Genomic DNA, 12,467 nt, shown 5'->3' on the forward strand with positions numbered 1-12,467 from the left:
CTGCTGCGTGGTCGGCCAGTTTGCCTTATTGTCGCAGCCAAGGTGTTACCCCCCCCTGTAGCAGCTGGCGAAGCCTGCGTCCGGCTGCGCAGCAGTCGTAATATGAACGCTCGCGGTGCATCAGGCACACCGTGCAAGCCGGATTTACGACTGCTGCGCAGCCGGACGCAGGCTTCGCCAGCTGCTACAAGGATTGCGGCGTGATCGTTTAATTTGAATACGTCAACTGTACCCTTGGAACCCTGTTCTACGCTCTCAGTCGTATCGTCACTGGTACGCCCGTACACAACGCAAAGGAGTCTGCATGGCTGGTCCCGGATTGAAAATAGTGGTTGGTTTGAGCCTCTTGGCTTTGCTCACCGCCTGCGGTGACAAACCCCACGTCGAAAAGGACCGTCCACGGGTTTTCGTACAAGAGGTCAAAACGGCTGATTACGCCGCGTCCGTGACACTCACGGGTGATGTACAAGCGCGAGTCCAGACCGAACTATCGTTCCGCGTCGGCGGCAAGATCATCCAGCGCCTCGTCGATGTCGGCGCCCGGGTGTCGGCCAGGCAAGTACTCGCCAGACTCGATCCCAAGGACCTGCAAACCAACGTTGATTCGGCCCAGGCTCAGGTCGTCGCCGAACAGGCGCGGGTCAAACAGTACGCAGCCGCTTTCGTTCGCCAGCAAAAACTCCTGCCCAAGGGTTACACCAGCCAAAGCGAATATGACGCCGCACAAGCCGCCTTGCGCAGCAGCCAAAGTGCCCTGGCGGCGGCCCAGGCGCAATTGGCCAACGCCCGTGAACAGCTGAGCTATACCGCGTTGATCACCGACGCGCCGGGCGTCATTACCGCGCGCCAGGCCGAAGTCGGCCAAGTGGTACAGGCCACCGTGCCGATTTTCAGCCTGGCCCGGGACGGTGAGCGCGACGCCGTGTTCAATGTCTACGAATCGCTATTGGCCGAGCCGTCCGTGGACAAAACGGTGGTGGTCAGCCTGCTCGATAACCCGGCCATCAAAACCACCGGCACTGTCCGGGAAATCACCCCGGCCGTTTCCGCGCAAACCGGGACGGTGCAGGTCAAAGTCAGCCTTGCCAGCCTGCCGGAAGGCATGCAACTCGGCTCGGTGGTCAGTGCCACGGCCAAGATGCCGGGCAAGTCTGCGGTGGAACTGCCCTGGTCGGCGCTGACCAAAAACATCAGTGAGCCGGCCGTGTGGCTGGTGGACGGGGAGGGCAAGGCGCAACTGCATCCTGTCACCGTTGTCCGTTACCTGACCGGCAAAGTGATCATCAGTGGCGGTCTTGAGGGCGGCGAAAAAGTCGTCATCGCTGGCGGCCAGTTGCTGCACCCCGGCGTGGCGGTGGAAATTGCCGAAAATACCTACAAGGATTTAAGCGCAGGAGCCCAGCCATGAAGCGTCTGTTACTGGTGTTGGCCGGTGTGATGCTGGTGGCCTGTTCGAAAAAAGAGCCACCCCCGGAGCCGGTACGTCCGGTGCTGTCCATCAAGGTGCAGGCCCAGGACGAAGAAAATCTGGGTCGCTTCGCCGGCAGCATCCAGGCCCGCTATGAAAGCAATGTCGGTTTCCGGGTGCCGGGACGCATTGCCAGTCGCAACGTCGATGTCGGTGCCGAAGTCGACAAAGGTGCGTTGCTCGCCACGCTCGATCCCACAGACCAACAGAACCAACTGCGCTCGGCTGAGGGCGATCTGGCGCGCATCGAGGCGCAATTCATCAACGCCCAGGCCAACGCCAGGCGTCAGCAGGAATTGTTCGATCGCGGGGTCGGTGCCCAGGCGCAACTGGATGTCGCCCAGACTGACCTGAAAACCACCCAGGCCTCCCTCGATCAGGCCCGCGCCTCGGTCAGCCAGGCCAGGGACCAACTTAATTATGTTGAGCTGCGCACCGATCACAAGGCCATCGTCACGGCGTGGAACGCTGAAGCCGGGCAAGTCGTCACCGCCGGTCAGCAAGTGGTGACCCTGGCGCAGCCGGACATCAAGGAAGCGGTGATCGATCTGCCCGACACCCTGGTCGACCAGTTGCCGGCGGACGTGGTGTTTGAGGTCGCGGTGCAATTGGCCCCGAACATCACCACCACGGCCGTTGTTCGTGAAATCGAACCTCAGGCCCAAAGCGCGACCCGTACCCGTCGAGCCCGGCTGACCCTTGCCGATACGCCTGCAGGCTTTCGCCTGGGCACGGCGATCAGCGTGACCCTGCGCTCGGCGATCAAGCCGCGTATCGAATTGCCCCGGAGCGTGCTGGAGGAAGTCGATGGGAAAACCCGGATCTGGGTCATCGATCCGCAGACGCAAACCGTTTCACCGCGAGACGTCAGCCTCATCAGTCGCACGGACAGCACGGTCGTCCTGGCCGATGGCGTGAAGTCCGGCGAGCGGGTGGTCAGTGCCGGTGTCAACAGCCTCAAACCGGGGCAGAAAGTGAAAAGCGACGAGGGCAGTGCGCAATGAAAGGGAGTTTCAACTTATCCGAATGGGCCCTCAAGCATCAGTCGTTTGTCTGGTATTTGATGTTCGTCGCGCTGCTGATGGGCGTGTTCTCGTACATGAACCTGGGGCGCGAGGAAGACCCCTCGTTCACCATCAAAACCATGGTGATTCAAACGCGCTGGCCGGGCGCGACCCAGGAAGAAACCCTCAAGCAGGTCACCGACCGCATCGAGAAAAAACTCGAAGAACTCGACTCGCTCGACTATGTGAAAAGCTACACGCGCCCCGGCGAATCCACGGTCTTCGTGTACCTGCGCGACACCACCAGCGCCAAGGACATCCCGGAAATCTGGTACCAGGTGCGCAAGAAGATCAACGACATTCGCGGCGACTTCCCCAAAGGCCTGCAAGGGCCGGGGTTCAACGACGAGTTCGGTGACGTCTTCGGTTCGGTGTACGCGTTTACCGCTGACGGCTTGTCGATGCGTCAGTTGCGTGACTACGTGGAACAGGTTCGCGCCGAAGTTCGTGATGTCCCGGGGCTGGGCAAAGTCGAGATGGTGGGCGAGCAGGATGAAGTCCTCTATCTGAATTTCTCTACCCGAAAACTGGCGGCGCTGGGGCTTGATCAGCGCCAGGTGGTGCAGAGCCTGCAATCGCAGAACGCCGTGACCCCGGCGGGGGTCATCGAAGCCGGTCCCGAGCGGATTTCCGTTCGCACCTCCGGGCAGTTTGCGTCCGAGAAAGATTTGGCCAACGTCAACTTGCGGCTCAACGATCGTTTCTATCGTCTGGCCGACATCGCCGACATCAGCCGTGGCTATGTCGACCCGGCGACACCAGAGTTTCGCTTCAATGGCCACCCGGCCATTGGCCTGGCCATTGCCATGCAGAAGGGCGGCAACATCCAGGTGTTCGGCAAAGCGTTGCACCAACGCATGACCGACCTGACCGCTGACCTGCCGGTGGGCGTCGGTGTGCACAACGTTTCCGACCAGGCCGAAGTGGTAGAAAAGGCTGTCGGCGGCTTCACCAGTGCGTTGTTCGAGGCGGTGGTGATCGTGCTGATCGTCAGCTTCATCAGTCTCGGCGTGCGTGCCGGGCTGGTGGTGGCGTGCTCCATTCCGCTGGTGCTGGCGATGGTTTTCGTCTTCATGGAATACAGCGGTATCACCATGCAACGGATCTCTCTCGGCGCATTGATCATTGCCCTCGGCCTGTTGGTCGACGACGCGATGATTACGGTCGAGATGATGGTGACGCGCCTGGAGATGGGCGAAACCAAAGAGCAGGCGGCGACATTCGCCTACACCTCGACCGCGTTCCCGATGCTGACCGGCACCCTGGTGACCGTCGCCGGGTTTGTGCCCATCGGGCTCAACGCCAGTTCTGCAGGCGAGTACACCTTCACCCTGTTCGCGGTGATTGCCGTGGCGATGATCGTGTCGTGGGTGGTCGCGGTGCTGTTCGCCCCGGTGATCGGCGTGCACATCCTTAGCACCAACGTGAAACCCCACTCGACAGAACCGGGGCGCATCGGTCGGGCGTTCAATGGCGGAATGCTGTGGGCCATGCGCAATCGCTGGTGGGCCATCGGCATTACGGTCGCGTTGTTCGTGGCGTCGGTGTTTTCCATGCAGTTCGTGCAGAACCAGTTCTTTCCGTCTTCGGACCGCCCGGAAATTCTCGTCGACCTGAACCTGCCACAAAACGCCTCGATAGCCGAGACGCGCAAGGCGGTGGACAAGCTCGAAGCGACGCTCAAGGGTGACCCGGACATCGTGCGCTGGAGTACGTACATTGGCGAAGGTGCGATCCGTTTCTACCTGCCCCTCGACCAGCAATTACAGAACCCGTACTACGCGCAATTGATCATTGTCAGCAAAGGCCTGGCGTCGCGGGAGGCCCTGAGCCAACGCTTGCGTGAGCGGCTGCGCAAAGACTTCGTCGGCATTGGCAGTTACGTTCAGGCGCTGGAAATGGGCCCGCCGGTGGGCCGGCCGATTCAGTACCGGGTCAGCGGCAAGGACATCGATCAAGTGCGCAAACACGCGATTGCCCTGGCCAGCGAACTGGATAAAAACCCGCACATCGGCGAGATCATTTACGACTGGAACGAGCCGGGCAAAGTCCTGCGTATCGACATCGCTCAGGACAAGGCCCGGCAATTGGGGCTGTCGTCCGAAGACGTGGCAAACCTGATGAACAGCATCGTCGTCGGCACGCCGGTGACGCAGGTCGATGACGATATCTATTTGATCAACGTCGTCGGCCGCGCTGAGGACGCGGAACGGGGCACGCCTGAAACCCTGCAGAACCTGCAAATCGTCACGCCGAGCGGGACGTCGATTCCATTGTTGGCCTTTGCCACCGTGCGTTATGAACTGGAGCAACCCTTGGTCTGGCGGCGTGACCGTAAGCCGACGATCACCATCAAGGCCGCCGTGCGTGATGAGATTCAGCCGACCGACCTGGTGAAACAGCTCAAACCGGACATCGACAAATTCGCTGCCAGTCTGCCAGTCGGCTACACGGTCGCCACCGGCGGCACGGTGGAGGAAAGCGGCAAGGCTCAGGGGCCGATTGCCAAGGTTGTGCCGTTGATGCTGTTCTTGATGGCGACGTTCCTGATGATCCAGTTGCACAGCGTGCAGAAGCTATTCCTTGTGGCCAGCGTCGCGCCGCTCGGGCTGATCGGCGTGGTGCTGGCGCTGATCCCGACGGGCACGCCCATGGGCTTTGTGGCGATCCTGGGGATCCTCGCGTTGATCGGCATCATCATCCGCAACTCGGTGATTCTGGTCACCCAGATCGACGCACTGGAGAAGGAGGGCCTTTCACCGTGGGACGCCGTGGTGCAAGCCACGGAGCATCGTCGTCGACCGATTCTGCTGACGGCAGCGGCGGCAAGCCTGGGGATGATCCCGATTGCACGGGAAGTGTTCTGGGGGCCGATGGCGTACGCGATGATTGGCGGGATCATTATTGCGACGTTGCTGACGTTGCTGTTTTTGCCGGCGCTTTATGTGGCCTGGTACAAGATTCGCGAACCGAAGAAAGGGGTGCAGTAAGGCGAGCGCTGCGCGCTCATCGCGAGCAAGCTCGCTCCCACAGGGAACCGGGTTCACCTGACCGACTCGGTCAACTGTGGGAGCGAGCTTGCTCGCGATGGCGCCCCTACAGGCACCATAGCCTTGAAGGTTTTACACCTTACGCCAAACACTCGCCAACCAAGGCTGTTGCTCCCGCGGCAGCCCCGCTGGCCGGTAGTAATGCTCCAGCTCCACAAACCCCGCGTCGGTCAGCAGTGCCTGCCACGCCTGCAAATCGTGGTAGGCCCCATAACGCGGCCCATTCCACCCCTCCTGATTCTCACCCCGGGGATTGGAGCTGAACAACACACCCCCCGGCTTCAACGCACCGCGCAATTGCTTCAACACTCGAGGCAATTCCTGGCGCGGAATATGAAACAGCACCGCATTGGCAAAAATTCCGTCGAAACGCTCATCCGGCAAATCAAGCTTCAGGAAGTCCTGTTGCCACACCTCACAACCACTGTCTTCGCGCGCCATCTGCGCGAACTTCTCCGAGCCATCCAGCCCGACTGCCGTGTGCCCCATGCGCGTGAACGTTTGCAAATCGCGCCCGGGACCACAGCCGAAGTCGAGAATGCTGAACGGCGCCTCGCCCTGAATGTGCCGCAACAGCGCATCGATGTTCTGGCTGACATCGTGATCGCGAGTCCCTTCACGAAAATCTTCGGCCACCGAGTTGTAATGGCCCAGGGTGGTGGCGGTGATCTGCTCAAGGTCGTCGGGGGTCTGTTTCATGGTCGGCTGCGCAGGCAATTGGGATTCGCCGAATATACGCCATCAAGCCTGGGGCCGCTGCGCAGCCCATCGTCGGATCGCCGCCCGGAGCAAGCTCGCTCCCACAGGGAACCGGGTTTGCCTGAACGACTCGGTCAACTGTGGGAGCGAGCTTGCTCGCGATGGCGATATCACTGACGACCGATGTCTCAGCCCTGCTTCATCCCCAGACACTCAATAGACCGATCAACCATCGCCTTGGCAATCTCCAGCAAATGCCAGATAGAAAACACCATGGCCCTGTCGGCGCCTTTGAGATGGTCACCACACTGATACGCCGTGACCGAGGCACAGCGCAGCAGATCGGCGACGTAGAGTTGAGTGTCTTCGAAGCTCACGTCTTTGCTGACGTTGTAGAACCGCAGCTCATCCGGCGCGGTGGGCTGTTCGCCGGTGAGGTAGAAATCGATCGCACGATAAAGCGCAGAACGGTCTCTGAGTGGCTCGTCGGCGGGTTTGTCGTTGGTGGATGTTTCGGGAGGTGGATCGGGGACGGATCTTTTCATTGGTAAAACTCCTAGAGCTAATTGGAGCCAACCGTAGTCGCGACTAAACGAACAAGGGTGGCGGCTGCACGCAGGTTAGTCGACCGGTCTCTAGGCAACCCGGCGCACCCGAGGGTGCCCTGCGCACAGCCACCATGACGTTCAGGCAATGAAAACACCTGGAATGAGGTGGCGCTGTGCGCCTAGAAGATCCGGGCGACTAAACCCGATCACTGATGAGCAGTGACGGACGGAGACTAGCCACGAGAATCTACCGGCGCAAGCGTGCGGAATCATCTAGGAAACGTCCTGCAAAAGAAAGGGATCAGCCTTGTAGGAGTGCTGATTTTCCTGTGAGAAAACTTCCCTTTTTGTAGTGGATTTCCTACGGCCTAGACCTTGACTCAGCGCTTGTTCAGCCCCCGAGCCAACCGATCCCCGCCTAATTGAATCATCGCCACCAACACCACCAGCAACACAATCACCGTCAGCATGATCTGGCTATCAAACCGCTGATATCCATACCGATAAGCAATGTCGCCTAGTCCGCCCGCACCAATCGCCCCGGCCATGGCCGACGAGTTAATCATGGTCACCAGCGTGATGGTGAACCCGCCGACAATCCCCGGCAGCGCTTCAGGCAACAGCACATGCCAGACGATGTGCCCGCGCCGGCACCCCATGGCTTGTGCCGCCTCGATCAACCCGTGATCGACCTCGCGCAAACTGACTTCGGCGATGCGCGCAAAGAACGGTGTGGCGGCAATGGTCAGCGGCACCACGGCGGCCCAGACGCCGTACGTGGTCCCGACAATCAACCGGGTGAACGGAATCAGCGCCACCATTAAAATCAGAAACGGGATCGAGCGAAACAGGTTCACGAACGCACCCAATGCGCGGTTTAGCGTCGGTGCTTCGTAGATGCCGCCCTTGGAACTGGTGACCAGAATCACCGCGAGCGGAATGCCCGCCAGCAGCGCGATCAGCGATGACACGCCGACCATCAAAAAGGTGTCGATGAAGCCTTGCAGCAAGCGATCAAACCACATAGCCCAGCACCTCCACCTGTTGCGCCCAGTGGCTGGCGCTTTGACGCAATGCCTCGGCGCCGAGGGACGAGCCCGTCACCGCCAGCAGCAATTGCCCGAGGGCATGGCCCTGAATCCGTTCCACGCCACCTTGCAACAAGCGCACACGACCGCCGAGGGCGGCGAACAGCGCGGCCAGATCCGGTTCGTCCGTGGCGCTGCCGGTGAATTGCAGACGTAGCACCACGGCAGCGTCCGAGGCGTGTGGCTGAGCCTGTAAACGGCTTTGCAGCTCTTGCGGCAGCGCATGTTGCAACGGTGCCAGCAAAGTTTTGCTGACCTCGTGCTGCGGGTTGCCAAAGACTTCCCAGACCGGTCCTTGCTCGACGATTCGCCCGTGTTCGAGGACGACCACCCGATCGCAGATATCGCGAATCACCGCCATCTCATGAGTGATCAACACAATGGTCAGGCCCAGGCGCTGATTGATCTCGCGCAGCAGGCCGAGGATCGATTGCGTGGTCTCCGGGTCCAGCGCCGACGTGGCTTCGTCGCACAGCAGAATCGCTGGGTCATGCACCAGCGCGCGGGCGATGCCGACGCGCTGTTTCTGCCCGCCGGACAGCTGCGCCGGGTAGGCCTTGTGTTTTGCTTCCAAGCCCACCAGTTCCAGCAGTTCACGAACCTTCTGCTCGCGTTTTTCCTTGGGCACGCCAGCGACTTTCAGCGGCAATTCGACGTTTTGCCAAACCGTCTTGGCCGACATCAAATTGAAGTGCTGAAAGATCATGCCGATCCGTCGGCGCAGCGCCACCAGGCGGTCTTCATCGAACTCGCCGATGTCCACTTGATCAATCAGCACGCGGCCGCTGCTCGGTTGTTCGAGGCGGTTGATGGTGCGGATCAGCGACGACTTGCCGGCACCACTGCGGCCGATGATGCCGAACACTTCACCGCGTTGGATCGCCAGGTCGATGCCGTGCAGCGCGGCCACCGGACCTTGCTGGCCGTTGTAGGTTTTACCCAGGCCGATGAAGCGCACATGAGCGCGGTTGAACTCAGGATGTAGCTCGGTCTGTTTAGCAGTGTGGGGCTCTGGAATTTCCAGTCGCCGTTGGGTGGCGGCCGTCATGCTCAACTTTCCCAACCGGCTTGATAGAGCTTGCCGTGGGCTTTATCCAGGGCTGCGCGAACGGCGGGTGAGTGCTGGTAGATGTCGACGAATTTGATCAAGCGCGGGTCGGTTTTGCTTTTTGGCTGGATCACGAACTGGATCACGTATTCCTTGTGATCGAGGCCGTCGAACAGCAGGGCAGAGCCGGCATCGAAGGTCTTCGACAGACGGATGTAGGCCGGGTAACCCTGGACCAGATCGGCGTCGTCATAGGCGCGCACCAGTTGTACGGCTTCGACCTGGAGGATTTTGATGTGCTTTGGGTTGGCGATGATGTCTTCTTCGGTGGCCTTGTAGCCGACACCCGGCTTAAGGGTGATCAGGCCCGCTTTGGCCAGCAGTTGCAGACCACGCCCGCTGTTGATCGGGTCGTTGGCGATGGCCACGCTGGCGCCTTCCGGCAGCTCGTCGAAGCTTTTGTATTTCTTCGAGTAGAGGCCGACGTTGTTAATGATCCCCGGCGCGAACGGGACCAGGTCAAAACCGGCGGCGGCTTTGGCGTTTTCCAAAAACGGCACGTGCTGGAAGTAGTTCACGTCGATGTCGCCAGCGGCGAGGCTGACATTGGGGGCGATCCAGTCGCTGAACTCCACGAGCTCGACTTTCAAGCCTTGTTTGTGGGCTTCTTCTACCGCCACTTCCAACGGAATGGCGAAGGCGGCGGTGGTGCCGACTTTCAGTGCTGCGTCAGCGGCGAAAGTGGCGGAGCTGAAAAGGCCGAGCGCCAGGGCCAGTGCTTTGACTGGGTGGGTTAAAAGTTTCTTGGTCATGGTGATTATTCCAGTCAGTGCATTAAATGTGTGGTGTTTGGTAGGGCCCCATCGCGAGCAAGCTCGCTCCCACAGTGGATCTTCGGTGTTCACACAATCCCTGTGGGAGCGAGCCTGCTCGCGATGCTTTTAGCGTCGAAACGTCGAGCCCGTGTGTTGCTCAGGCAAATGCGCCTCTGCGTGAAACAGCTTTTCCCGCAGGCTGCCGCTGTCGTAGGCCGTCTTGTACGACCCACGTCGCTGCAACTGCGGAATCACCAGCTCAATGAAATCCACATAGCTTTCCGGCGTGACAATTCGCGTCAGGTTGAAGCCGTCGAGCCCGGTTTCGGCGATCCACGATTCCAGCTCATCCGCCACCTGTTCTGGCGAGCCAACGACCGTGATGTAGCGACCACCGAGCGCGTGTTGCTCGAGCAATTTGCGCCGGGTCCAGTCGTTGTTTTGCAGGTTCCTGGTCGCCGACTGGATCGCGTTGCTCTTCACGTACTGGATCGGTTCGTCGATGGCGTACTCGGAGAAGTCGATCCCGGTCGACGCCGAAAAATGCGCCACGCCTGCCTCGGCACTGGCATAGCTCAAGTACTCGGCGTGCTTGGCCCATGCGAGCGCTTCGGTCGCGCCGACAATCACGTTCAGCCCCATGAACACCTTGATGTCCTCGGGATTGCGCCCGGCCTCAACGGCGCTGGCGCGGACGTTGTCCACCTGAACCTTGGTCGACGGTTTGTTCTGGCCGCTGATGAATACGCACTCGGCGTGGCGCCCGGCGAACTGCAACCCGCGCTCCGAACTGCCGGCCTGAAACAGCACCGGCGTGCGCTGCGGTGAAGGCTCGCAGAGGTGATAACCCTCGACCTGATAGAACTCGCCCTTGTGCTCGACCTTGTGCACTTTCTCAGGCGCAGCATAGATGCGCTGCTGGGGATCGTTGAGCACCGCGTCGTTTTCCCAGCTGCCTTCCCAGAGTTTGTAGAGCACTTCGAGGTATTCATCGGCCTGGTCGTAACGACGGTCATGTTCGACCTGCTCGCTCAGGCCCATGGCTTTGGCGGCGCTGTCGAGGTAGCCAGTGACGATGTTCCAGCCGACCCGGCCGCGGCTCAAATGATCGAGGGTCGACAGGCGGCGGGCGAACAGGTACGGCGGTTCATACGTGAGGTTGGCGGTGAGGCCGAAGCCAAGATTCTTGGTGACGGCCGCCATGGCCGAAACCAGCAGCAGCGGGTCGTTGACAGGCAGCTGGATCGACTCTTTCAGCGGAACGTCGACCGAACTCTGGTAGACATCGTAGACCCCGACGATGTCGGCGATGAACAAGCCGTCGAACAACCCGCGCTCCAGCAATTGCGCAAGCTCGGTCCAGTATTCGATGGTTTTGTATTGGGTCGAGGTGTCCCGTGGATGCGTCCACAGGCCATGATTGATGTGCCCGATGCAGTTCATATTGAACGCGTTGAGCAGGATCTTCTTTTTCGCTTCAGCCATCAAATGGTCCCCCGCAGCGGCGGGTTTTCATCGTTGAGGTAATAATTGCCAACGGCGTGATATTTCCAGCGCACCGGGTCGTGCAGGGTATGCACCCGGGCGTTTCGCCAGTGGCGATCCAGACCGTGTTCGGTCAGCGTCGCCTGGCTGCCGGCGAGTTCGAATAGCGTGCTGCCGGCTGCGAGGGAAATCTCGGTGCTGATGGCGCGGGCTTCGGCGACGGCAATCGACGCCGCGGCGACGGTCTCGGCGTTGGCCTCGGCCTGAGCCTTGTCGAGGTATTCACCGGAGCGTTCCAGCAGTGCTTCGGCGGCGTGCAGGCGAATGCTCAAGTGGCCGAAGCTCTTGAGGGTCAGTGGGTCTTGAGTGGCTTTGTCATTACCGGAATCGATCCATGGCCGGGTTTTGGTACGCACGAAATGCAACGCATCTTCGTAGGCGGCGCGGGCGATGCCGGTGTCGATGGCGGCGTGGAGAATCTGCGCCAGCGGGCCGACGGTGGTCGGACGCTCGAAAGCGCTTTGAAACGGAATCACGTCTTCGGCCGCGACGTAGACGTCTTCGAACACCACCGAGCCGCTGCCGGTGGTGCGCTGGCCGAAGCCGCTCCAGTCATCGATCACCGTCAAACCTTTGCTGTTGTGCTGCACGAACGCCAATTGCTGCACGCCGTTTTCATCCACCACCGAGGTCGGGATGCGCTGGGCGTAAATCGCGCCCGTGGCGTAGAACTTGCGGCCATTGATGCGATAACCATCACCGTCGCGCTTCACGCTGGTGACGCGGTCGTGGGCGGTTTTTGTACCGAGTTCTGCGAGGGCATTGCCGAAACGCTGGCCGGCCAACACGTCGGCGTACAGGCGTTTTTTCTGTTCTTCGCTGCCATTCACCCGCAGCACTTCGAGGGCATAGAAATGGTTTTGCGGGATTTGGCCAAGGGAGCCGTCAGCCTGGGCGATCAAGGCGATTACCTTGGCCAGGGTGACATTGGACACCCCGGCACCGCCGTACGCCTTGGGCACGCTGATGCCCCAAAGGCCCGAACGGGAAAACACTTCCAGTTCCGGGTGCGGCAAACGGCGTTCGCGGTCGCGCAGGGCGCTGTCGCGTCTGAAATCTTCGGCCAGGTCACTGGCGACGATCAGGGCTTGTTCATCGCTGGTGATAACCGCGACGTGGTGAGAACTTGTCATGTGTTTCTC

The 12,467-nt window shown here is 60.5% G+C and carries 10 protein-coding genes; 3 read left to right on the forward strand and 7 right to left on the reverse strand.

Annotated features, from left to right (window positions below):
* The first annotated feature begins 304 nt into the window (after nt 1-304).
* The 3 genes from AC1MDT_RS22965 to AC1MDT_RS22975 are packed head-to-tail and all read left to right on the forward strand — an operon-like array spanning nt 305 to nt 5,522.
* Nucleotides 305-1,408 carry an efflux RND transporter periplasmic adaptor subunit gene (locus AC1MDT_RS22965; RefSeq protein WP_480419080.1) on the forward strand — a complete coding sequence of 368 codons (1,104 nt, stop codon included), beginning with the start codon at nt 305-307 and terminating at the stop codon, nt 1,406-1,408.
* Nucleotides 1,405-2,472, forward strand: a complete 1,068-nt coding sequence (locus AC1MDT_RS22970) for an efflux RND transporter periplasmic adaptor subunit (protein ID WP_480419081.1) — start codon at nt 1,405-1,407, stop codon at nt 2,470-2,472. The genes AC1MDT_RS22965 and AC1MDT_RS22970 overlap by 4 nt, the downstream gene beginning before the upstream one ends.
* Complete coding sequence (locus AC1MDT_RS22975) at nt 2,469-5,522, forward strand: efflux RND transporter permease subunit (protein ID WP_480419082.1); 3,054 nt, start codon at nt 2,469-2,471, stop codon at nt 5,520-5,522. Before AC1MDT_RS22970 ends, AC1MDT_RS22975 begins: the two co-directional genes overlap by 4 nt.
* A 132-nt stretch (nt 5,523-5,654) precedes the next feature.
* On the opposite strand, the gene AC1MDT_RS22980 is transcribed toward AC1MDT_RS22975, so the two are convergent.
* From AC1MDT_RS22980 to AC1MDT_RS23010, 7 genes are all read right to left on the reverse strand, one after another.
* On the reverse strand, nt 5,655-6,281 hold the full coding sequence (locus AC1MDT_RS22980; RefSeq protein WP_480419083.1) for a class I SAM-dependent methyltransferase: 627 nt from the start codon (nt 6,279-6,281) through the stop codon (nt 5,655-5,657).
* Nucleotides 6,282-6,469: 188 nt separating this feature from the next.
* The gene (locus AC1MDT_RS22985; RefSeq protein WP_480419084.1) at nt 6,470-6,826 is read right to left on the reverse strand and encodes a DUF6124 family protein; all 357 of its coding nucleotides are present in this window, start codon (nt 6,824-6,826) and stop codon (nt 6,470-6,472) included.
* Nucleotides 6,827-7,209: 383 nt separating this feature from the next.
* On the reverse strand, nt 7,210-7,854 hold the full coding sequence (locus tag AC1MDT_RS22990; RefSeq protein WP_480419085.1) for a methionine ABC transporter permease: 645 nt from the start codon (nt 7,852-7,854) through the stop codon (nt 7,210-7,212).
* Nucleotides 7,844-8,965, reverse strand: a complete 1,122-nt coding sequence (locus AC1MDT_RS22995) for a methionine ABC transporter ATP-binding protein (protein WP_480419086.1) — start codon at nt 8,963-8,965, stop codon at nt 7,844-7,846. The genes AC1MDT_RS22990 and AC1MDT_RS22995 overlap by 11 nt, the downstream gene beginning before the upstream one ends.
* Nucleotides 8,966-8,967: 2 nt before the next feature.
* Nucleotides 8,968-9,777 (reverse strand): MetQ/NlpA family ABC transporter substrate-binding protein, encoded by an 810-nt coding sequence (locus AC1MDT_RS23000; RefSeq protein ID WP_480419087.1) that lies wholly within the window; start codon nt 9,775-9,777, stop codon nt 8,968-8,970.
* A gap of 129 nt (nt 9,778-9,906) precedes the next feature.
* The gene (locus tag AC1MDT_RS23005) at nt 9,907-11,265 is read right to left on the reverse strand and encodes an LLM class flavin-dependent oxidoreductase (RefSeq protein ID WP_480419088.1); all 1,359 of its coding nucleotides are present in this window, start codon (nt 11,263-11,265) and stop codon (nt 9,907-9,909) included.
* Nucleotides 11,265-12,458, reverse strand: a complete 1,194-nt coding sequence (locus AC1MDT_RS23010; protein ID WP_480419089.1) for an SfnB family sulfur acquisition oxidoreductase — start codon at nt 12,456-12,458, stop codon at nt 11,265-11,267. The genes AC1MDT_RS23005 and AC1MDT_RS23010 overlap by 1 nt, the downstream gene beginning before the upstream one ends.
* Nucleotides 12,459-12,467: the final 9 nt, after the last annotated feature.

The sequence above is a fragment of the Pseudomonas sp. ASL7 genome, assembly GCF_056680375.1.

Bases quoted from the DNA above. Each gene is read 5' to 3' on its own strand.
- AC1MDT_RS22965 (WP_480419080.1), top strand. From the start codon at position 305: ATGGCTGGTCCCGGATTGAAAATAGTGGTTGGTTTGAGCCTCTTGGCT.
- AC1MDT_RS22970 (WP_480419081.1), top strand. From the start codon at position 1,405: ATGAAGCGTCTGTTACTGGTGTTGGCCGGTGTGATGCTGGTGGCCTGT.
- AC1MDT_RS22975 (WP_480419082.1), top strand. From the start codon at position 2,469: ATGAAAGGGAGTTTCAACTTATCCGAATGGGCCCTCAAGCATCAGTCG.
- AC1MDT_RS22980 (WP_480419083.1), bottom strand. From the start codon at position 6,281: ATGAAACAGACCCCCGACGACCTTGAGCAGATCACCGCCACCACCCTG.
- AC1MDT_RS22985 (WP_480419084.1), bottom strand. From the start codon at position 6,826: ATGAAAAGATCCGTCCCCGATCCACCTCCCGAAACATCCACCAACGAC.
- AC1MDT_RS22990 (WP_480419085.1), bottom strand. From the start codon at position 7,854: ATGTGGTTTGATCGCTTGCTGCAAGGCTTCATCGACACCTTTTTGATG.
- AC1MDT_RS22995 (WP_480419086.1), bottom strand. From the start codon at position 8,965: ATGACGGCCGCCACCCAACGGCGACTGGAAATTCCAGAGCCCCACACT.
- AC1MDT_RS23000 (WP_480419087.1), bottom strand. From the start codon at position 9,777: ATGACCAAGAAACTTTTAACCCACCCAGTCAAAGCACTGGCCCTGGCG.
- AC1MDT_RS23005 (WP_480419088.1), bottom strand. From the start codon at position 11,265: ATGGCTGAAGCGAAAAAGAAGATCCTGCTCAACGCGTTCAATATGAAC.
- AC1MDT_RS23010 (WP_480419089.1), bottom strand. From the start codon at position 12,458: ATGACAAGTTCTCACCACGTCGCGGTTATCACCAGCGATGAACAAGCC.